Here is a 19,744-nt window from a genome sequence, read left to right as displayed (position 1 = left end):
ACGCATCGCAGCGAACAGGCTCATCTGTTCGTCTCAGTCGATCATGGCAAGAAGCGTGTCGAGCCGATCGGCATCGCGGGGCAACTTGTCCTGGCGGAGCCGGGCGATGCGCGGGAAGCGCATGGCGACGCCCGATTTGTGACGGGGCGAACGGGCAATGCCCTCGAAGGCAACCTCGACGACGAAGCCGTGATCGGGCTCGGCCCTGAGCGCCCTGACCGGTCCGAAGCGATCGACGGTATTGTTGCGCACATAGCGATCGAGAATTTCCAGCTCAGCATCGGTGAAGCCGAAATAGGCCTTGCCGACCGGTACCAGCACGTCGCCGCTCTCCCCCTTGGTCCAGACCCCGAAGGTGAAATCGGAATAATAGCTGGACCGCTTGCCGTGCCCGCGTTGCGCATAAATCAGCACCGCATCGGCGTTGAACGGCTCGCGCTTCCATTTGAACCATGGTCCCTTGGCGCGCCCCGCCTGGTAGACGCTGTCCAGCCGCTTGATCATCACGCCCTCGATCACCGGATCGGGCGGATCGATGCGCAGGCGCTCAAGCTCGTCCCAGCTGGAAAACGGCACCAGCGGCGAGAGATCGAAACGGGTCGGCTGGCTGGCGTCGATCAGCTCGGCCAGTCGCTCGCGACGCTGGACGAAGGTCTCGGAGCGCACGTCGTCCTCTCCCTGGAAGAGAATGTCATAGGCGCGCAGGAAGGCCGGGTATTCCCCCAGCATCTTCGCAGACACCGTCTTGCGGTTCAGGCGCTGCTGCAGGTCGGAGAAGGTGCGGGTGGGTTCGTTGGAACGCAGCGTTCCGCCGACCAGAAGTTCACCATCGATCACGCCCTCGAAATCCGCCGCCTCGACGATATCGGGGAAGGAATGGGAAATGTCGTCGCCAGAGCGCGAATAGAGCCGCGTGCGGCTGCCGGAGCGCGACAGCTGGACGCGAATGCCGTCCCATTTCCATTCCGCCGCAAAACTGGCCGGGTCGAGGTTCTCCAGATCGCCCTCGCCAACCGGGGTCGACAGCATGACCGAATGGAAGATTGCCGGACTGGCAAGCGCCGGCTTGTCCGCTCCGCCTTCCAGCCAGGCAAACAGGGTCCCGTAGGGAGGCGAAAGGCCATGCCAGAGCGTCTCGATCTCGGTGATGTCCTTGTTCCCGAACATCGCCAGCGCCTGCTTGGCAAGCCGGGCGGAGACCCCGATCCGCAGGCCGCCGGTGACGAGCTTGAGAAAGGCGAAGCGGCCCGAACTGTCGAGCCGGTCGAGCAGATCGCGCACCGCGTTGCGGATTTCGGTTCGCCCGAGCGACCGTATCTTCTCGACCACGTCCGATAGCCGCGGCTCCTCGGCGCCACTCTCCGGCTTGTCTTTCTCTCCGTCCCAGACGAGCGCAATCGTTTCCGCGAGATCGCCGACATAGTCATAGGAATAGCGAAACAGCACCTCGTCCATCCGCTCGAGCACCAGTTCGCGCAGCACGGCCGGCTTGACCGCGCCGATGTCCAGCGTGCCGGCCAGCGCCGCCAGCGCATAGCCGCGATCCGGATCGGGGGTTGCGCGAAAATAGTCGACGAGCAGGGTGAGCTTGCCGTTGCGGCTCGGCGTCAGAACCAGGCGGTCGAGCAGGTCGGAGAAGGCCTTCATCGCGCGTCAGTCCCCCTCATCCTCGTAGCCCACCAGATGCAGCGGTCGCGCCGCTATCCCCTGGAGTTCGCACCATCTGACCAGAGCCTCCTCCCGGCCATGGGTCACCCACACCTGCCCGGGTTTGAGTTCCGTGATCGTCGCCGTCAGTTCCGGCCAGTCGCAATGGTCGGAGATCACCAGCGGCAGTTCCACGCCCCGTTGCTTGGCCCGCTGGCGCACCATCATCCAGCCCGAGGCGAACACCGAAAGCGGATCGGCAAAGCGCCGCGCCCAGCGATCGTTGAACGCGGAAGGGGGGCCGACAATCACGGCGCCGCGAAAGCCTTGCGCATCCTGTTCATCGTCGGTCGCGGGCCGCAGATCGCCGAGATCGATACCCTGGCTCTCGTAGTAGGCGCAGAGCTTCGACAGCGCTCCATGAATGTAGATCGGCCGGTCATAGCCGGAGCGGCGCAACAGCGAGATGACCCGTTGCGCCTTGCCGAGCGCATAGGCACCAACCAGATGGCTGCGTTGCGGAAACTGGCCAAGCGAGGTCAGCAGCCTGGCGATCTCGTCGGTGGGGTCTGGATGGTGAAACACCGGCAGCCCGAAGGTCGCCTCGGTGATGAACACATCGCAGGCCACCGGTTCGAAGGGCGCGCAGGTCGGATCGGTGCTTCGCTTGTAGTCACCGGACACGACGATCCTCATGCCGTCCTTCTCGACGGCGACCTGCGCTGATCCGAGCACATGTCCGGCCGGATGGAAGCTGATACCGACACCGTTGAGGACGAGGCGCTCGCCGAAATCGATCGCCTGCTCGCTGCCGCAGAACTCCGCGCCGCAGCGAATGCGCATGATGTCGAGGGTCTGCCGTGTCGCCAGAACCTTGCCGTGCCCCGGACGGGCATGGTCGGAATGCCCGTGAGTGATCAGCGCCCGCTCCACCGGCCTTATCGGATCGACGTAGAAGTCGCCTGCCGGGCAATAGAGGCCCGCTTGGGTCGGATGAAGCAGGGTTTCGGGCTTGATCATGAGACCTCAGATAGGGCGATCGCGTGCCCCTACCAGAGGCGTCATGAAGCCAGGCGCGTGACGGCGAGGTAACCGGCTGTGGCGGCAGCGGCGGTCAGGAAACTGCCCCAGGCCATGTCGACGATGCTGACCGTGATCGACCAGTCCTTGAGTGTCGCGAGATTGGTCATGTCATAGGTGCCATAGGCGATCAGGCCGAGCAGCGCACCGCCTGCCACTGCCGTCAGCCAGCCGCCGCCGGAGACGGCAGGCATCACGGCGAAATAGACGATGCCGGCGACGTAGAAGAGGTAGAACAGCCCGGCTGCCGCGAAATTGGGTGTCGCCAGCAGAAGGTCGCCGATATGGCGGCGATAGAAGCCGATGGCGATACGAGACAGCCAGACGTAGTCGAGCCCGAAAAACACGACGGCGGTGGCGACATAGGCGATGGCATAGGTCATCATGATCCGATCCAGGGTCGTTGCGTTCGCAGGCGCGGCTGTCTCAGATGCCGAGCACAGGCTGCACCAGCCGCATCAGGTAGCTGCGGAATTTCAGCGGCGCGTCGGTGACGGCCAGGCAGATGCAATCCTCGTCCGGTGTCGCCACCGGCTGATGCTGCAGGCTTTCGTCCGCTTCCTCCAGGTCGCCGCGCTTAAACAGCGCATCGCCATCCTGAAAGCTGCCTTTCAACACCAGCGTCAGTTCCCGCCCGCCATGCGAATGTTCGGGCACGGGCTTGCCGGCGGGAATCCTGAGGAGTCGCACGCTCGTTTCGCGGTCGCCTGTCGGGATGCGAATATGATAGGCGCCCCGCCCGAGCGCTTTCCATTTCAGGTCGGCGAGATCGCCGCCGAGATAGGAGCGCAGGGGTTCCGGGATGACCACGTCGCCCGCGGCCGTCGCCGGCTTTGCCGGTGTCCGCGCCGCGGCCGTCGCGGTCGATGCCTTGTCTTGGCCAAGCCGTGCCTTCATCGCCGCCCAGCTCGTGTCGTCTGCGACATCGGTGCACGCCATCTCCAGCATTTCACCGCCGGCATGCTCCATGAAGTCGAGCCGGCGACGGCACGACGGGCAAAGGGCAAGATGGGTGGCAACGGCGATGCTCCAGCCTTCGGCGAGCGTGCCTGACGCATAACCCAGGAGGAGTTCGTCGCTGATATGGTGCTGAATGCTCATGTGTGATCCTCCAGCGCGGCGCGGAGTTTGGCGAAGGCGAGACGGATGCGCGATTTGACCGTTCCCATGGGAAGGCCGAGCTTGGCGGCGATCGTGCTGTGCGAGGCCTCGTTGAAAAAAGCGAGTTTGAGCAATTCAAGCTGCTCGCTCGGCAGCGTCTCCATGGCGCGGTGTAGCCGGTCGGCTTGCTGCCGACCTTCAAATTCGACATCGGCGGGGGGCACGTCGTCGGGAACGAAGGCCGGGTCAGTCGGGTCGAAGGTCGGCCGCTTCTCCTTGCGATAGGCGTCGGTCCTGAGGTTTCTGGCGATCGTGAAGATCCAGCTCGACACGCTGCCGCGCGCCGGGTCGAATTGATGCGCCTTGTTCCATACGGCAAGCATGGTTTCCTGCATCAGTTCTTCCGCGGCCTGGTTGTCGCGGGCGAGCTTGGCCATATAGGCGCGCACCCGCGGCCCATAATGGCGGAACAGCGCCTCGAAAGCCTCAATGTCCTTGCTCTGCCCGACAGCTGCCAGCATTTGCGTAAGTGACTGCTGTGATGTCTCGTCGTCGGTTACGCGCGTCAATGCGGATCTTTTCCCATGGCTGAGGTGCGCGGCTTTGTTCTGCCCCGCTATTCCTCTCATAGCATTGCGACCCGCGTCCGCCGATATGAAAAATGCTGTTGTCATGACGTCGATTACGGGCAGTCCTTCGACCCGGATCACCGTCCTTCGATTTTTCGTTCGCCATCGATCCGGATGCGGGTCCGCTGCGTAGTGTGGCCTGACGATACAGCGAAAGAGGAAGATTCGATGGATACGGGCTTCGGCAAGACGACGTTTTCGGGCAGACGCAGGATCGCAGTGGTCGGTTCAGGGATTTCCGGCCTCTCCGCCGCCTGGCTGCTTGGCCGAAATGCCGATGTCGTACTCTATGAGTCGGAGCGCCGCCCGGGGGGGCATTCGAACACGGAGCTCGCGCCATCAGCGACAGGCGACGTGCCGGTCGATACGGGATTCATCGTTTACAATGATCGCAACTATCCCAATCTTGTCGCGCTTTTCGATCATCTGAAGGTCCCGACGCTCGCCTCCGACATGTCGTTTTCCGCCTCGCTCGATGGCGGTGCATTCGAATATTCCGGGTCCGGCCTCAAGGGGCTGATCGGCCAGAAGACCAATCTTCTGCGGCCCCGCTTCTGGTCGATGGTCTCGGATGTGCTGCGATTCTACAAGGAGGCTCCTGGGCTGCTCCAGCGTCCCGACCTGGCCGATGTCAGCCTTGGTGAGTACCTGGCGTCGAGCCGTTATGGCGACTCCTTCATCGAGGATCATCTGTTGCCGATGGGCGCTGCGATCTGGTCGACGACGGCCGGCGAAATGCGGCTTTACCCGCTGCATGCCTTTATCCGCTTCTTTGCCAATCACGGCCTTCTGTCGCTCGATGATCGACCGCGCTGGCGAACCGTGGCCGGCGGCAGCCGCGAATATGTGAAGCGTCTGCTTGCCGATTTCGCCGGCGAACTCCGCCTCGGCCGATCCGTGCGGAAGATCCACCGTGACGCGCTCGGTGTCGAACTGACCGATGGGGAAGGCCATGTCGAGCGTTTCCACGACGTGGTGATCGCCACTCATGCCGATCAGGCTTTGGCCATTCTGGGCGACGCCGATAAGGTCGAGCGCGAGACGCTTGGTGCTTTTCAGTACACGCCCAACGTCGCCGTGCTGCATTCCGATCCAGCCCTGATGCCGAAGCGCCGGCAGGTCTGGTCGAGCTGGAACTACATCGCCGATCGTGGCGACGAGGACGGCAAGGCCTTGTGCGTCACCTATTGGATGAACCGGCTTCAGTCCCTCGATCCGGCCCGGCCCTTGTTCGTCACCCTCAATCCGAGCCGCACAATCGATCCCCGGCATGTGATCAAGGTGATCGACTATGCGCATCCGCTCTTCGATCTGAAGGCCATTGCGGCCCAGCGTCGTCTCTGGCAGATTCAAGGCAACAGGCATACCTGGTTTTGCGGTGCCTATTTCGGCAGCGGATTCCACGAGGACGGGCTTCAGGCCGGCCTCGCCGTGGCGGAGGCGCTCGGCGGCGTGAAGCGCCCCTGGACGGTCGAAAACGAATCCGCCCGCATCGACCATGTCCGTCAGCTTGAGGCAGCCGAATGAGCTATCTCTCCGCAATCTATACGGGACATGTGCTGCATGTGCGGCACCGACCGAAGAAGCACACGCTGCGCTACAGCGTGTTCTCTTTGCTGATCGATCTCGACGAATTGCCGGATCTCGACCGGAACCTCTCCCTGTTCGGGCACAATCGCCGGGCTGTGTTTTCGTTGCGCGACACGGATCATGGCGACGGAACCGTCGGAGGGCTGAAGGCCTGGGCCGAGAGCCATCTCAAGCGCGCCGGCGTGTATCAACCGGACATGAAGATCCTCATGCTGTGCTACCCGCGCATCCTGGGTTTCGTCTTCAATCCGCTGACCGTCTATTTCTGCAACAGGGTGGATGGTTCGGCGGCGGCCATCCTCTACGAGGTATGCAATACCTTCAAGGAGCGGCACACCTACGTCATCCCGGTGGGTGGCGATCCGGGCGCGGTGAAGCATGCCTGCGCCAAGGAGATGTATGTCTCGCCGTTCATGCCGATGGACTGCACCTATAATTTTCGCATCCAGCCGCCAGGCCCGCAGGTCTCGGTCAACATCAGCGAGACCGATGGCGAGGGCCCGCTGCTCTTTGCCTCCTTTGCCGGAAAGCGGCGCGCCGTGTCCGACCGGGCGCTTGCGGCCATGTTGCTGTCCTATCCCCTGATGACGCTGAAGGTCCTCGCAGGTATCCACTGGGAGGCCCTGCGTCTCTGGCTGAAGCGCATACCGGTCCATCGCCACGTGGCGGCATCCGAGCCGATAGCCAGTACGATCGTGTTGAACAATGGAATGGAAAAGCCATGAGCCACGCCGAGCAGGAAAGTTCGACATTCACAGCCGCCCGTCCGTTCTGGCAAAAAATACTGTGCCGTTTCGCGGACCGGATCGAAAAGGGGCGCCTTGTCCTGCAGTTCGACGGTGGCGTCGAGCATGTGGCGATGGGCCAAGCCCCAGGCCCGAAGGCCGTGCTGAACGTGCGCCGCCCGCGCGCCCTGATGCGCATCGTGACCGGCGGCACGCTCGGTTTTGCCAAGGCTGTCATCGAAGGCGATGTCGACAGCCCGGATATTGGTGCGGTGCTTGAACTGGCGGTCGTCAATGAAAACGCCTTTTCTCGGGTGATGGCGCCCACTTCGCTGATCGGCGGGATCGCCCGAATGCGGCACCGGCTGCGGCGCAATTCGGTGAAAGGTAGCCGGCGAAACATTTCGTTCCACTATGACCTCGGCAATGCGTTCTACGCGCTCTGGCTCGATCGAACGATGACCTATTCGTCCGCGCTCTACGATCGCCCGGCGCAGAGCCTGGCCGAGGCCCAGGAGGCCAAGTATGCGCGCATTGTCAGGGAACTCGGGATTGGTCCGGACGATCATGTGCTGGAGATCGGTTGCGGTTGGGGCGGGTTTGCCGAATACGCCATCCGTGCCACCGGTTGCCGCGTGACGGGCCTGACGCTTTCCGTCGAGCAGGCAAGGTTCGCCCGCGACCGGCTGGAGCGCGCCGGCTTTTCCGAACGCGCCGACATTCGCCTTGAGGACTATCGTCATTGCCGGGGTGAATTCGACAAGATCGTCTCGATCGAGATGTTCGAAGCGGTCGGCGAGGAAAATTGGCCTGTCTATTTCGAAGCGGTGCGTGACCGCCTCAAGCCGGGTGGGAGTGCGATGGTGCAGTCGATCACCATCCACGACGACCGCTTTCACAGCTATCGGCGCAATGCCGACTTCATCCAGACCTATATCTTCCCCGGCGGCATGTTGCCCTCTGTCGAGGCCTTCAACGCCGGCGCACGGCGGGCCGGGCTGGAGGTCGGCCACACGCTGGCCTTTGGCGGGGATTATGATCGGACGCTGCTGGCCTGGGACCATGCCTTCGTCGCCAACTGGCCGAAGATCGAGACACTCGGCTTCGACCGGCGGTTCTACAGGCTGTGGCGGTTCTACCTGCATTATTGCGCGGTCGGCTTCCGCACCGGCCGCATCGATGTCGTGCAGTTTCGCCTCGACAAGCCGTCCTGAACGGTCAGGCCTGTGGCCTCAACATCCGGCGCGTCAATGCGAATCGCAGGCGCGCCGGAAGCATGTGCAGCAGTTTCATGGCGACAGCCATCTTCCACGGAAAGACGATTTCGTATTTGCCGGCCGCTAGACCGTCAGCGATCGTTTCGGCTGCCTCCTCGGCTGAAATGAGGAAAGGCATGGGAAAATCGTTCTTGCGGGTCAGCGGCGTGTCGACGAAACCGGGGTTGACGATCGACAGCTTCACGCCATGCGACCGCAGCTCGGGATAGAGCGCCTCGCACATGACGTTGAGTGCCGCCTTGGTTGCGCCATAGCTCGCCGCACCCGGCAGGCCGACATAACCTGAGACCGAGGCCACGACGGCGATCTGGCCGCTCCGCCGGGCAATCATCGCCGGCATGATCTTTTCCAGGCACTGCGCCGTGCCGATCAGGTTCAACTCGACCATCGTGCGGAAGCGAGCGCTGTCGAAATCCACGGCATAATCGCGGAAATAGGTGCCGGCGGCGAACACAGCGAGATCGATGGATCCGAGCCGATCCTCGATGGCTTGCACGGTTTGGTCGATCGCTGCCTTGCCCGTCACGTCGAGCGGGAAGGCGACGATCCGCCCATCGCTCTCCGCGGCCAGCGACGCGAGCTCGTCGGCGCTGCGGGCGCTGACAGCGATGGTCCAGCCGTCACGGGCGAGACGCAGCGCCAGAGCACGACCGATGCCGGAGCTGGCGCCGGTGATCCAGGCAATGCGGCGCGGAGCTGTTTGGCTCGCGTCCGCTCGCCGTGTGGTGCTGATCGTTTCCATGAAAACCTCTCGAACCGTTTGCCCTATCCTCGGGATACGGCAAACGGCTTCGATCGGTTCAGATCCGAGGACGCGGCGTTCAACGCCCGCCGTTGACGGCGACGAAGTTCTCCATGCGCAGCAGCGCCAGTTCCGGCTGGTCCAGCACATTGGCCTGGTCGGCGAGGCGGAAGACGTCGCAATAGTGCAGGATGCCACGGGCCGACTGCATGCCGGCCGGCATGGTGAAGTGGTCCTGGTGGCCGTTCAGCCAGGCGAGAAAGACGACGCCTGCCTTGTAGTACTGCGTCGGCGCCTCGAAGATCTTGCGCGACAGTGGAACCGTCGGCGCCAGTACCTTGCGGAACTCCGCGCGATCGCCCTTCGCCAGCGCTGCGAGCGCATGCGAGGCTTGCGGCGCCACCGCGTCGAAGATGCCGAGCAGGGCGTGGCTGTAGCCGTCCGGGCCGTCCTCGATCAAGTCGGCATAGTTGAAGTCGTCGCCTGTGTAGCACAGCACCCCTTCGGGCAGCCTTTTGCGCAGCGCGATCTCCTTGGCATTGTCGAGCAGCGAGATCTTGATGCCTTCGACCTTGTCGCGGTTCTCGTCGATGATCGAGATCACGGTATCAAGCGCCTCGTCGAAGCTGTCGCTGCCCCAGTAGCCGGCGAGCTGCGGGTCGAACATGCTGCCGAGCCAGTGCAGGATGACCTTGTCCTTCGCTTGGCGGAGGATGCGGCGATAGACGGCGCGGTAGTCGTCCGCAGATCTGGCCACACGCGCCAAAGCCCGGCTGGCCATCATGATGGCTCTGCCACCATTGGCCTCGACGAACTCCATTTGCGTCTCGTAGGCACGGATAACATCGTCGAGCGAGCGGGCGTCGGATGGAGCGAGATGGTCGGTGCCGGCGCCGCAGGCAAGGTCGGCTCCGGGAACGTGGCGCGCCTCGGCCAGCGAGCGGCGGATGAGTTCCTGCGCGCCCGCCCAGTCAAGCCCCAGTCCCCGCTGCGCGGTGTCCATGGCTTCGGCGATCTTGAAGCCGAGGCTCCAGAGATGATGGCGGAAGGCCATGGTCCGATCCCAGTCGATCGCCGGTGCGCCCCAGGGATCGCTGTCGCGAAACGGGTCCGAGACGACGTGCGCGGCGGCATAGGCGATGCGGTTGAAGCGCGGCGGCGCTGCGGGCCGTGCCGTGGGCGTGCCGACCAGGCGATAGTCCTCGATCGTGCCGTCCATCTTGGGCAGGGTAATGGTCTGGATCATGGCTTCCTCCTCCATGGTTCGGTCGCTCAATAATTTAGATCGTTCCAAATAACAAGACTTGAGGCTTGATTAATTTGATTCGTTTGAGCGAGGTCTGATCCGGCAGAACAGTCGTGTCGCCGGCGAAGAATTGCGAATAAGACAGCATAAACAACCCAATGACGGTCAACTTGGGTTTCAGGCAAAACGCCGTTGATCACGATTGAAGGAAAAACGCCTTGCTGGCTTGACAGATTTGGATCGTTCCAATTATGAGTCCAATCCAGATTGAAATTCGGGAGGATCTGCAAATGGGAGAAAGGGTGACGGTCATCGACATCGCACGCGCCGCCGGCGTGTCGAAGTCGACCGTGTCTCTCGTCCTGCAGGGCAGCCCGCTGGTCAACGAGGGAACGCGCGCCAGGGTCAACGCGGCGATCCGCGAGCTCGGTTACGTTTATAATCGCGGCGCGGCCAATCTGCGCCAGTCGAACGCCAAGTCGAAGATCATCGGCGTGGTCGTCAACGACCTGACCAACAGCTTCTTCGCAGAGCTAGCCGTCGGCATCGACATGACGGTGCAGTCCGCCGGCTTTGTCCAGTTCCTCGCCAACTCGGCGGAAAATCCCGATCGCCAGCGCGAGGTCGTCAACTCGATGCGCGAGCATGGCATATCCGGCCTGATCATCTCTCCGGCGCGCGGCACGGCCGCCGCGGACCTCAAACCTTTGGCTGCGGCCGGCATTCCCGTTGTCGCTGTGGTGCGCAACGTGCCGGGCGCGCGGGTCTCCTCGCTGCTGTCGGACAATGCCGCGGGCGCCAAGGCTGCGATCGACCATCTGGTTTCGCTTGGCCATCGGCGGATCGCTTTCCTGGGTGGTTTCCCGGACACGACCGTCTTCGCCGAGCGCCTCGGCGGCTATCGCGAGGCGCTGGGTGCGGCCGGTCTTGATTGCGGCGACGATCTGGTCATGGCGTCCGCGCCTTCGCGGGTCGGCGGCATGGTGGCGATCGAGCGCTGCCTCGCTCTCGCCAATCGCCCCACGGCGGCGCTGTGTTTCAACGACGCGGTCGCCTTCGGAGTATGCGACGGCCTGCGCAAGGTGCGGCTCGATCCGGGTGCGGATTTCGCCGTCGTCGGCTTCGACGACGTGATCGAGGCAAAGACGGCCGTGCCGGCCCTGACGACCGTGTCGATCGACCCTCAGGGCATGGGCCGACGCGCGGCGCAGCTGCTGCTGAAACAGATCAATGCCGGAAAGGTGGAGCCCGAGGCCGTTATCAGCCCGGCGCATCTGGTGGTTCGCCGCAGCTGCGGCTCAAGTGGTGCCCTGGGAGAGGGGCATATCGGCGGATTGCCAATGCAGGGCGCGGCGACCGTCGCGCTTTGAGGAAATTGAGAAGTCGGCGCGGCCGGGAGGGCAGCGCGGGAGGAGGAAGCATGGTTCGCTGGGGCCTGGTCGGCGCAAGCACGATCGCACGCGAATGGGTCATCGGAGCAATCCGCGCCAATGGCGGCGAATTGGCATCCGTACTGAGCAGCAATGCCGAACGCGGCAGCGCCTATGCCGCCGATAACGGCATCGCCCGCGTCGCGGCGACGCTCGACGAGATCGTCAATGATCCCGCGATCGACGCCGTCTACATTTCGACCACCAACGAACTGCACCGCGACCAGGCTATTGCCGCTGCCCGTGCCGGCAAGCATGTTCTCTGCGAAAAGCCGCTGGCGCTCTCCCTCGACGATGCGCGGTCGATGATCGCCGAAGCCGCAAAGGCCGGCGTCGTCCTTGCCACCAATCACCACCTGCGCAATGCCGCGAGCCACCGCGCAATGCGCACTGCGATCGCCGAGGGCCGGATCGGCAGGCCGCTGGCCGCCCGCGTCTTCCATGCGGTCTATCTGCCACCGCATCTGCAGGGCTGGCGCCTCGAACGGCCCGATGCCGGCGGCGGCGTGATCCTCGACATCACCGTGCACGACGCCGATACCCTGCGTTTCGTCCTCAACGACGATCCGGTGGAAGTGACCGCCTTCAGCCAGTCGGCCGGCATGGGCCAGTCCGGTCTGGAAGACGGGGTCATGGGCGTGATGCGCTTCAAGTCGGGCCTGATCGCCCAGTTCCACGATGCCTTCACGGCGAAATTCGCCGAAACCGGTTTCGAGGTCCATGGCACGGAAGGATCGCTGATCGCCCGCAATGTCATGACCCAGCGCCCCGTCGGCAGCGTCGTGCTGCGCAATGCCGAGGGCGAACGCGAACTGCCGCTCGACCAGCAGGATCTCTACAGCCGCGCGATCGCCAATTTCCATGCCGCGATCGCCGGCAAGGGCAGTCCATCGGCCACGGGCGAAGACGGCCTCTGGTCGCTGGCGACCGGTCTCGCGGTGGTGAAGTCGGCGGCCAGTGGCGCGACCGCCATGATTGAAACCGGACTTTGAGCATAACCATGAGCAAGCAGATCTCCCCGGCCGAAGCCGCCGCCCTGATCCCCGATGGCGCCATCGTCTCCGTCTCGTCCTCGAGCGGCCTCGGCTGCCCGGACCTGATGCTGAAGGCCATCGGCGAGCGCTTCGAGAGAACCGGTCATCCGCGGAACCTGACGACGCTTCATCCGATCGCCGCCGGCGACATGAGCGGCATCAAGGGCATCGACCATATCGCCCGCAAGGGCCTCCTGGCCCGCATCATCGGCGGCTCCTATCCGTCCGGCCCCTCGACCTCCGAGCCGCCGCTCATCTGGCAGATGGTCACCGGAAACGAGATCCCGGCCTACAACATTCCCTCCGGCATCCTCTTCGACATGCACCGCGAGGCGGCCGCCAAGCGACCGGGCGTGATCACCAAGATCGGTCTCGAAACCTTCGTCGATCCGGACCGCCAGGGCTGCGCCATGAATGCGGCCGCGGCCGAACAGCCGGTCGTCAGGAAGATCGAGTTCGAAGGCGAAGAATGGCTCTATTTCCCGGTGATCGTTCCGCAGGTCGCCATCATCCGCGCCACCACGGCCGACGAGCGCGGCAATCTCACCTATGAGCACGAGGGCGCCTATCTCGGCGGCCTCGACCAGGCGCTCGCCGCCCGCAACAATGGCGGCATCGTCATTGCCCAGGTCAAGCGCATGACCAAGGACGGTTCTCTGAGGCCGCACGACGTGCGCGTGCCCGGCATGCTGGTCGACTATGTCATCGTCGATCCGGACCAGAAGCAGACGACCCAGACGCTCTACGATCCGGCGATCTCTGGCGAGATCTTCCGCCCGCTCGACAGTTTCCATGTGCCGGAATTCGGCATCCAGAAGGTCATCGCCCGCCGCGTGGCGCAGGAGCTGGAAGCCGGAAGCTGCGTCAATCTCGGCTTCGGCATTTCCGCCAACGTGCCGCGCATCCTGCTGGAAGAGGGGCTTCACGGCGCCGTCACCTGGGTGATCGAGCAGGGCGCCGTCGGCGGCGTTCCGCTTTTGGATTTCGCCTTCGGCTGCGCCTCGAACGCCGACGGCTACATGCCGTCGCCCTACCAGTTCACCTACTTTCAGGGCGGCGGCTTCGACGCCTCGCTGCTCTCCTTCCTCGAGATCGGCCGCGACGGCTCCGTCAACGTCTCCAAGCTCGCCTTCCGCCCGCATGTGACGGCCGGCGCCGGCGGCTTCGTCGACATCACGGCACGGGCCAAAAAGATCGTCTTCTCCGGCATGTTCAATGCCGGCGCCAAGCTCTCGCTCGAGGACGGTCGCCTGGTCGTCGAAAAGGAAGGCAAGCTGAAGAAACTGGTCAACGAGGTCGAACACGTGACCTTCTCCGGCCATCGTGCCGTGAGCCAGGGCCAGGACATCACCTATGTCACCGAGCGCTGCGTGATGAAGCTGACGCCGGACGGCATCATGCTCACCGAAATCGCGCCGGGCATCGACCTCGAAAGCCAGATTCTCGCCCAGTCGGAGTTCCCGCTGATCATCTCGCCGGATCTGAAGGGCATGGATCACGAGCTGTTCCGCGATGCGCCGATCGGCCTGACGCTTCCGCAAAAGCCGAGGCGGGTGCTGGAGGTGTCCCATGACTGAACTCCGCATCCGGCTTGCCGTTGACGGTTCCATCGCCATCATCACCTTGGCGCGCGCCGACAAGCTCAACGCGCTCGACCTCGACATGCTCGCCGAGCTTTCGAATGTTCTCGACCGGGTCGAGGCCGACAGTACCGTTCGCGTTGTCATCCTGACCGGCGAGGGCAAGGCCTTCTCCGCCGGGGGCGACATCGCCGCCTGGGGAGCCATGCAAGCGCAGGAATTCGGTCACCATTGGGTGCGCCATGGCCACCGCATCTTCGATCGGCTGGCGACGCTGCGGATGCCGGTGATCGCCGCGATGAACGGCCATGCGCTGGGCGGCGGCCTGGAGCTCGCCGGCGCCGCCGACATCCGCATCGCCGAGCGCCAAGCGAAGATCGGCCTGCCGGAGACGTCTCTCGGCATGGTGCCCGGCTGGTCGGGCACGCAGCGGCTGGTGCGCCGCTTCGGCGCGCAGATCGTGCGGCGCATGGTGCTGGGCGGCGAAATGTTCGTGGCCGAAGAGGCACGCGCAAACGGTCTGGTCGATCTCGTGGTCGATACCGGCGAAGCGCTGAACGCCGCCAAAGACTATGCCGCCCGGATCGCAGTACGCGGCCCTGCGGCCGTCGAGATCTCGAAACTCATGCTGTCCATCGCCGGCGGCGAGGACAATGGCGCGGCCGTCGAGGCACTGGGGTCCATCCTGGTGGCCAAGACCGGCGACCTGAAGGAAGGCGTGTCCGCCTTCAGGGAAAAACGCGCCGCCGAATTCAAGGGAGAATGGTAATGCCGGTACTCGTCACGCCCAGGAAGATCGAAGACGCCACGGTTCGCGAATTCTCCATGCTGATCGACGGCAAATGGGGTAGCGGTGCCGACGGTCGTACGCTGGAGCGGGTGGCCCCCGGCCACGGCGTGGTCGTCAGCCGCTACCAGCAGGCCAGTGAGGCCGACGCGGAGCGTGCCATCCTTGCCGCCCGCAAGGCCTTCGACGACGGTCCCTGGCCGCGCATGACGGCCTCCGAGCGGTCAGGGATTCTGCTGAAGGCAGCCACGCTGATCGAGGAACGGCTGGACGAGATCGCCTATCTCGATGCCGTCGAGGCCGGCAAGCCGATCACGCAGGTCAAGGGCGAGATCGCCGGTGCCGTCGACATCTGGCGCTATGCCGCGGCCCTTGCCCGCGACCTGCACGGCGAAAGCTACAACACGCTCGGTGACGGCACGCTCGGTGTCGTGCTGCGCGAGGCGATCGGCGTCGTCTCGATCATCACGCCGTGGAACTTCCCCTTCCTGATCGTCGGCCAGAAGCTGCCCTTTGCGCTTGCCGCCGGCTGCACCTGCGTCGTCAAGCCGTCCGAACTCACCTCGGGTTCGACCCTGGTGCTCGGCGAAATCCTGATCGAGGCCGGCGTGCCCGCCGGCGTCGTCAACATCGTGGTCGGCACCGGCCCGGAGGTCGGTGCGCCGATGACCACCCATCCGGCGGTCGACATGATCTCGTTCACCGGCTCGACCGGCGTCGGCCGACTGACCATGGCCAATGCCGCCCAGACGCTGAAGAAGGTCTCGCTCGAACTCGGCGGCAAGAACCCGCAGATCGTCTTTCCCGACGCCGATCTGGAGGCCTTCATCGACGCGGCCGTGTTCGGTGCCTGGTTCAATGCCGGCGAATGCTGCAATGCCGGCTCGCGCCTGATCCTGCACAGGAGCATCGCCGACGACGTGGTCGCCCGCATCGCCGAGATTTCCAATGCCGTCAAGGTCGGCGATCCGCTCGACCCGACCACCCAGGTCGGCGCGATCATCACCCCGCAGCATCTGGAAAAGATCTCCGGCTATGTATCGGGGGCTGCGGCCGGCGGCGCCAACGTCGCCTATGGTGGCTCGACGATCGATTTCGGCATGGGCCAGTTCATGACCCCCACCATCCTCGACAAGGTGACCCCGGACATGGCGGTCGCCCGCGAGGAGGTCTTCGGTCCCGTCCTGTCGGTCCTCACCTTCGAGACAACCGACGAGGCGATCCGCATTGCCAACGCCATCGACTACGGCCTGTCGGCCGGGGTCTGGAGCCGCGACTTCGACACCTGCCTGACGGTCGGCCGCAAGGTCCGCGCCGGCACGGTCTGGATGAACACCTTTATGGACGGGGCGTCGGAACTGCCTTTCGGCGGCTATCGCCAATCGGGGCTCGGACGGGAACTCGGCCGCCACGCGGTCGAGGACTACACCGAGACCAAGACGCTCAACATGCATATCGGCGCGCGCACCGGCTGGTGGATGCCGCGCCGAAAAAGGCCCGGAATACATAGTGTTTAATCGATTTAAAAATGTGTTTAAGCGTTCTTGACCTTCGTCAATTTTGACTTCTTTAATGCCTTCGCGGTGGGAGACCGCATGAAATATCGGGCCTGGCGCGAAGGCGTCCGGCCCATCCAAACGGCGGGGAGGAGTTCCGCCGAATTGACTTGCAAAATGGGAGGAACACAATGCGCAAGTTCTTGACTACCACGACTGCAGCAGCCCTGATCGCCACAATGGCCGCCGGCATCGCCCGCGCCGCCGACAATGTCGAAGTCCTGCATTGGTGGACTTCGGGCGGCGAAGCCGCGGCTCTCGACGTCCTGAAGAAGGACCTCGAAGGCAAGGGCATTTCCTGGACCGACATGCCGGTCGCCGGTGGCGGCGGTACGGAAGCGATGACGGTGCTGCGTGCCCGCGTCACGGCCGGCAACGCGCCGACCGCCGTGCAGATGCTCGGCTTCGACATTCTCGACTGGGCCAAGGAAGGCGCACTCGGCAATCTCGACGAAGTCGCGGCCAAGGAAGGCTGGGACAAGGTCATCCCGACCGCCTTGCAGCAATTCTCCAAGTATGACGGCCACTGGATCGCCGCCCCGGTCAACGTCCACTCGACCAATTGGGTCTGGATCAACAAGGCGGCGCTTGACAAGGCCGGTGGCAAGGAGCCGGCGAACTGGGAAGAGCTGGTGGCATTGCTCGACAAGTTCAAGGAACAGGGCATCACCCCGGTCGCCCATGGCGGTCAGCCCTGGCAGGACGCGACGATCTTCGACGCCGTCGTGCTTTCGCTCGGCAACGACTTCTACAAGCAGGCCTTCATCGACCTCGACCCGGCTGCACTCTCCGGCGACAAGATGAAGGAAGCCTTCGAGCGCCTGGCGAAGCTCCGCTCCTACGTCGACGACAACTTCTCCGGCCGTGACTGGAACCTCGCCTCCGCCATGGTCATCGAGGGCAAGGCGGGCGTTCAGTTCATGGGCGACTGGGCCAAGGGCGAATTCATCAAGGCCGGCAAGAAGCCGGGCACCGATTTCGTCTGCATGCGCTTCCCCGGAACGCAAGGCTCCGTCACCTTCAACTCCGACCAGTTCGCCATGTTCAAGGTCGCCGACGACAAGGTGCCGGCACAGCTCGCCATGGCATCGGCCATCGAGAGCCCGGCCTTCCAGTCGGCCTTCAACGTGGTCAAGGGTTCGGCCCCGGCCCGAACCGACGTGTCGGACGAAGCCTTCGACGATTGCGGCAAGAAGGCGATCAAGGACCTGGCCGAAGCCAACACCAACGGCTCGCTGTTCGGCTCCATGGCCCATGGCCACGCCAACCCGGCTTCGGTGAAGAACGCCATCTACGACGTCGTCACCCGCGCGTTCAACGGCGAACTCAACGCCGACGAAGCCGCCGAGGAACTGGCGGCCGCGGTCGAAGGCGCAAAGTAGAGCCAGGGTTGTAGGGGCATTGCCCCTCATCCGCCTGCCGGCACCTTCTCCCCGTAAACGGGGAGAAGGACAGATGCCGCAGCGTCTCCGTCCCCTCTCCCCGCTTGCGGGGAGAGGGTTAGGGTGAGGGGCAAGCCCCCGCAGTTCACAACCTAAAAGTCAACGGTGGTAACGACCATGGACAGCCGCAGCCGGCTGCAGGAGCTTTTGCCAAAGCTCGTGCTGGCACCCAGTTTCCTTATCGTGCTCGTCTTCGTCTACGGCTTCATCGCCTATACGGGCTTCCTGTCGATGACGGACAGCAAGATGCTGCCGTCCCATAATTTCGTCGGCCTCGCGAACTACACCAAGCTCTGGGCGCTGCCGCACTGGTGGCGGGCGCTGACCAATCTCGGCATCTTCGCCTCGCTCTACATCGTCATCTGCTCGGTGCTGGGCCTCGGGCTTGCCATCCTGCTCGACCAGAAGATCCGCGCCGAGGGCCTTTTGCGGCCGATCTATCTCTATCCGATGGCGCTGTCCTTCATCGTCACCGGCACGGCGTGGAAATGGTTCCTCGATCCCGGCATCGGCCTTGAGAACACCATGCACCTCTGGGGCTGGGAAAGCTTCGCCTTCGACTGGATCAAGGACCGCAACTACGCCATCTACTGCGTGGTATTGGCCGCCGTCTGGCAGTCCTCCGGCTTCGTCATGGCGATGTTCCTGGCGGGACTGCGCGGCGTCGACAACGAGATCATCAAGGCCGCCCAGATCGACGGCGCCTCCACCGCCACCGTCTATCGCCGCATCATCATTCCGCTGATGCGCCCGGTCTTCCTTTCCGCCTTCGTCGTGCTCGCCCATCTCGCCATCAAGGCCTACGACCTCGTCGTGGCGCTGACCGGCGGCGGGCCGGGACAGGCGACCGAAGTGCCGGCGACCTTCATGTATTCCTACACGTTTACCCGCAACCAGATGGGCATCGGCGCGTCCTCGGCGATCATCATGCTGATCATGATCTTCTCGATCATCGTGCCTTACCTCTATTCCGAAATCCGCGGAGGAAAACGCTGATGAGCGCGTCGAGCCCCGACAATGTCATCTCGCACGGCCGCCTGACGCGGGCGCTGATCTACGCGGCGCTGATCCTGTTCGCCGTCTACTACATGCTGCCGCTCTACGTGATGGTGGTGAATTCGCTGAAGCCCCTGGAGGAGATCCGCCAGGGCGGCATGCTCAACCTGCCGAAGGTCTGGACCATCGAGCCCTGGCTGTCGGCCTGGTCGACCGCGCAGATCGGCGTCCAGCCGACGGGCCTCAAGCCCTTCTTCATCAACTCGATCCTGATGGTCGTTCCGGCCGTGGCGATCTCGACCATCATCGGCGCGCTCAACGGCTATGTGCTGACCAAGTGGCGTTTCCCCGGCTCCAACGTCTTCTTCGGGCTGCTGCTCTTGTCCTGCTTCATCCCGTTCCAGATCGTGCTGATCCCGATGGCCCGCATCCTCGGCATCCTGGGCCTCGCCGGATCGATCTGGGGCCTGATCATGGTGCATGTGATCTACGGCCTCGGCTTCACCACGCTCTATTTCCGCAACTACTACGAGGCCTTCCCGACCGAACTGGTGCGGGCGGCGCAGATCGACGGCGCGAGCTTCTTCCAGATCTTCCGCCGCATTCTCCTGCCGTCCTCCGGCCCGATCATCGTCGTTTCGGTCATTTGGCAGTTCACCAATATCTGGAACGACTTCCTGTTCGGCGCCTCGTTCTCCGGCGCCTCCTCGACGCCGATGACGGTTGCGCTCAACAACCTCGTTTCGTCCTCGACCGGGGTCAAGGAATACAATGTCCACTTCGCGGGCGCGATCCTCGCCGCCCTGCCCACCCTTATCGTCTATATCGTTTCGGGACGATACTTCGTGCGCGGCCTGATGTCCGGCGCCGTGAAAGGATAAC

General features: G+C 63.8%; 18 protein-coding genes. 11 read left to right on the top strand and 7 right to left on the bottom strand.

The genetic code is table 11. From position 1 onward, the window contains the following. Positions 1-33: 33 nt before the first annotated feature. The 5 genes from RHIZ70P_RS03310 to RHIZ70P_RS03290 are packed head-to-tail and all read right to left on the bottom strand — an operon-like array spanning position 34 to position 4,349. On the bottom strand, positions 34-1,647 hold the full coding sequence (locus tag RHIZ70P_RS03310; protein ID WP_115668924.1) for a cisplatin damage response ATP-dependent DNA ligase: 1,614 nt from the start codon (positions 1,645-1,647) through the stop codon (positions 34-36). Between the two features lie 6 nt (positions 1,648-1,653). Next, entirely contained in the window at positions 1,654-2,664 is a 1,011-nt protein-coding gene (locus RHIZ70P_RS03305) for a ligase-associated DNA damage response exonuclease (protein WP_115669062.1), read from the bottom strand. A 44-nt stretch (positions 2,665-2,708) separates the two neighbouring features. Continuing rightward, entirely contained in the window at positions 2,709-3,110 is a 402-nt protein-coding gene (locus RHIZ70P_RS03300; RefSeq protein ID WP_115669061.1) for a DUF2177 family protein, read from the bottom strand. A gap of 43 nt (positions 3,111-3,153) precedes the next feature. Further along, positions 3,154-3,828, bottom strand: coding sequence for a ChrR family anti-sigma-E factor (locus RHIZ70P_RS03295; RefSeq protein ID WP_115668923.1), 675 nt, complete (start codon positions 3,826-3,828; stop codon positions 3,154-3,156). Then, positions 3,825-4,349 carry a sigma-70 family RNA polymerase sigma factor gene (locus tag RHIZ70P_RS03290; protein WP_235842135.1) on the bottom strand — a complete coding sequence of 175 codons (525 nt, stop codon included), beginning with the start codon at positions 4,347-4,349 and terminating at the stop codon, positions 3,825-3,827. The genes RHIZ70P_RS03295 and RHIZ70P_RS03290 overlap by 4 nt, the downstream gene beginning before the upstream one ends. Before the next feature lie 276 nt (positions 4,350-4,625). On the opposite strand from RHIZ70P_RS03290, the gene RHIZ70P_RS03285 reads away from it, so the two are divergent. Genes RHIZ70P_RS03285 through RHIZ70P_RS03275 form a run of 3 tightly spaced genes read left to right on the top strand, consistent with a single transcriptional unit; the run spans position 4,626 to position 7,986 of the window. Further along, complete coding sequence (locus tag RHIZ70P_RS03285; RefSeq protein WP_115668922.1) at positions 4,626-5,984, top strand: NAD(P)/FAD-dependent oxidoreductase; 1,359 nt, start codon at positions 4,626-4,628, stop codon at positions 5,982-5,984. Beyond that, positions 5,981-6,772 carry a DUF1365 domain-containing protein gene (locus tag RHIZ70P_RS03280; RefSeq protein ID WP_115668921.1) on the top strand — a complete coding sequence of 264 codons (792 nt, stop codon included), beginning with the start codon at positions 5,981-5,983 and terminating at the stop codon, positions 6,770-6,772. Before RHIZ70P_RS03285 ends, RHIZ70P_RS03280 begins: the two co-directional genes overlap by 4 nt. Then, on the top strand, positions 6,769-7,986 hold the full coding sequence (locus tag RHIZ70P_RS03275; RefSeq protein WP_115668920.1) for an SAM-dependent methyltransferase: 1,218 nt from the start codon (positions 6,769-6,771) through the stop codon (positions 7,984-7,986). The genes RHIZ70P_RS03280 and RHIZ70P_RS03275 overlap by 4 nt, the downstream gene beginning before the upstream one ends. Before the next feature lie 4 nt (positions 7,987-7,990). Here the strand turns inward: RHIZ70P_RS03275 and RHIZ70P_RS03270 are convergent, their stop codons facing one another. Both RHIZ70P_RS03270 and RHIZ70P_RS03265 read right to left on the bottom strand, forming a co-directional pair. Beyond that, the gene (locus RHIZ70P_RS03270) at positions 7,991-8,791 is read right to left on the bottom strand and encodes an SDR family NAD(P)-dependent oxidoreductase (RefSeq protein WP_115668919.1); all 801 of its coding nucleotides are present in this window, start codon (positions 8,789-8,791) and stop codon (positions 7,991-7,993) included. Positions 8,792-8,870: 79 nt separating this feature from the next. Beyond that, positions 8,871-10,037, bottom strand: a complete 1,167-nt coding sequence (locus RHIZ70P_RS03265; protein ID WP_115669059.1) for a dihydrodipicolinate synthase family protein — start codon at positions 10,035-10,037, stop codon at positions 8,871-8,873. Positions 10,038-10,327: 290 nt separating this feature from the next. Here RHIZ70P_RS03265 and RHIZ70P_RS03260 point away from each other — a divergent pair, with 290 nt between their 5' ends. The 8 genes from RHIZ70P_RS03260 (at position 10,328) to RHIZ70P_RS03225 (ending at position 19,743) form a co-directional block, all read left to right on the top strand. Beyond that, a complete protein-coding gene (locus tag RHIZ70P_RS03260) occupies positions 10,328-11,407 on the top strand; it encodes a LacI family DNA-binding transcriptional regulator (RefSeq protein WP_115668918.1) in 1,080 nt (359 codons plus the stop codon). A 50-nt stretch (positions 11,408-11,457) separates the two neighbouring features. Further along, the gene (locus tag RHIZ70P_RS03255; protein WP_115668917.1) at positions 11,458-12,459 is read left to right on the top strand and encodes a Gfo/Idh/MocA family protein; all 1,002 of its coding nucleotides are present in this window, start codon (positions 11,458-11,460) and stop codon (positions 12,457-12,459) included. An 8-nt stretch (positions 12,460-12,467) separates the two neighbouring features. Next, positions 12,468-14,078 (top strand): acyl CoA:acetate/3-ketoacid CoA transferase, encoded by a 1,611-nt coding sequence (locus RHIZ70P_RS03250; protein WP_115668916.1) that lies wholly within the window; start codon positions 12,468-12,470, stop codon positions 14,076-14,078. Next, positions 14,071-14,850: an enoyl-CoA hydratase/isomerase family protein gene (locus RHIZ70P_RS03245; protein WP_115668915.1), complete on the top strand. Its 780-nt coding sequence runs from the start codon at positions 14,071-14,073 to the stop codon at positions 14,848-14,850. Before RHIZ70P_RS03250 ends, RHIZ70P_RS03245 begins: the two co-directional genes overlap by 8 nt. Next, positions 14,850-16,385 carry an aldehyde dehydrogenase family protein gene (locus RHIZ70P_RS03240; protein WP_115668914.1) on the top strand — a complete coding sequence of 512 codons (1,536 nt, stop codon included), beginning with the start codon at positions 14,850-14,852 and terminating at the stop codon, positions 16,383-16,385. The genes RHIZ70P_RS03245 and RHIZ70P_RS03240 overlap by 1 nt, the downstream gene beginning before the upstream one ends. Before the next feature lie 170 nt (positions 16,386-16,555). After that, entirely contained in the window at positions 16,556-17,806 is a 1,251-nt protein-coding gene (locus RHIZ70P_RS03235; protein ID WP_115668913.1) for an ABC transporter substrate-binding protein, read from the top strand. A 177-nt stretch (positions 17,807-17,983) separates the two neighbouring features. Further along, a complete protein-coding gene (locus RHIZ70P_RS03230; protein ID WP_115668912.1) occupies positions 17,984-18,862 on the top strand; it encodes a carbohydrate ABC transporter permease in 879 nt (292 codons plus the stop codon). Beyond that, positions 18,862-19,743, top strand: a complete 882-nt coding sequence (locus tag RHIZ70P_RS03225) for a carbohydrate ABC transporter permease (protein WP_115668911.1) — start codon at positions 18,862-18,864, stop codon at positions 19,741-19,743. The genes RHIZ70P_RS03230 and RHIZ70P_RS03225 overlap by 1 nt, the downstream gene beginning before the upstream one ends. Position 19,744: the final 1 nt, after the last annotated feature.

The organism is Paenirhizobium selenitireducens ATCC BAA-1503 (assembly GCF_900492185.1).
In the GTDB taxonomy this organism is placed as follows: Bacteria; Pseudomonadota; Alphaproteobacteria; order Rhizobiales; family Rhizobiaceae; genus Allorhizobium; species Allorhizobium selenitireducens_A.
This window is presented reverse-complemented; position numbering and strand designations above follow the sequence as displayed.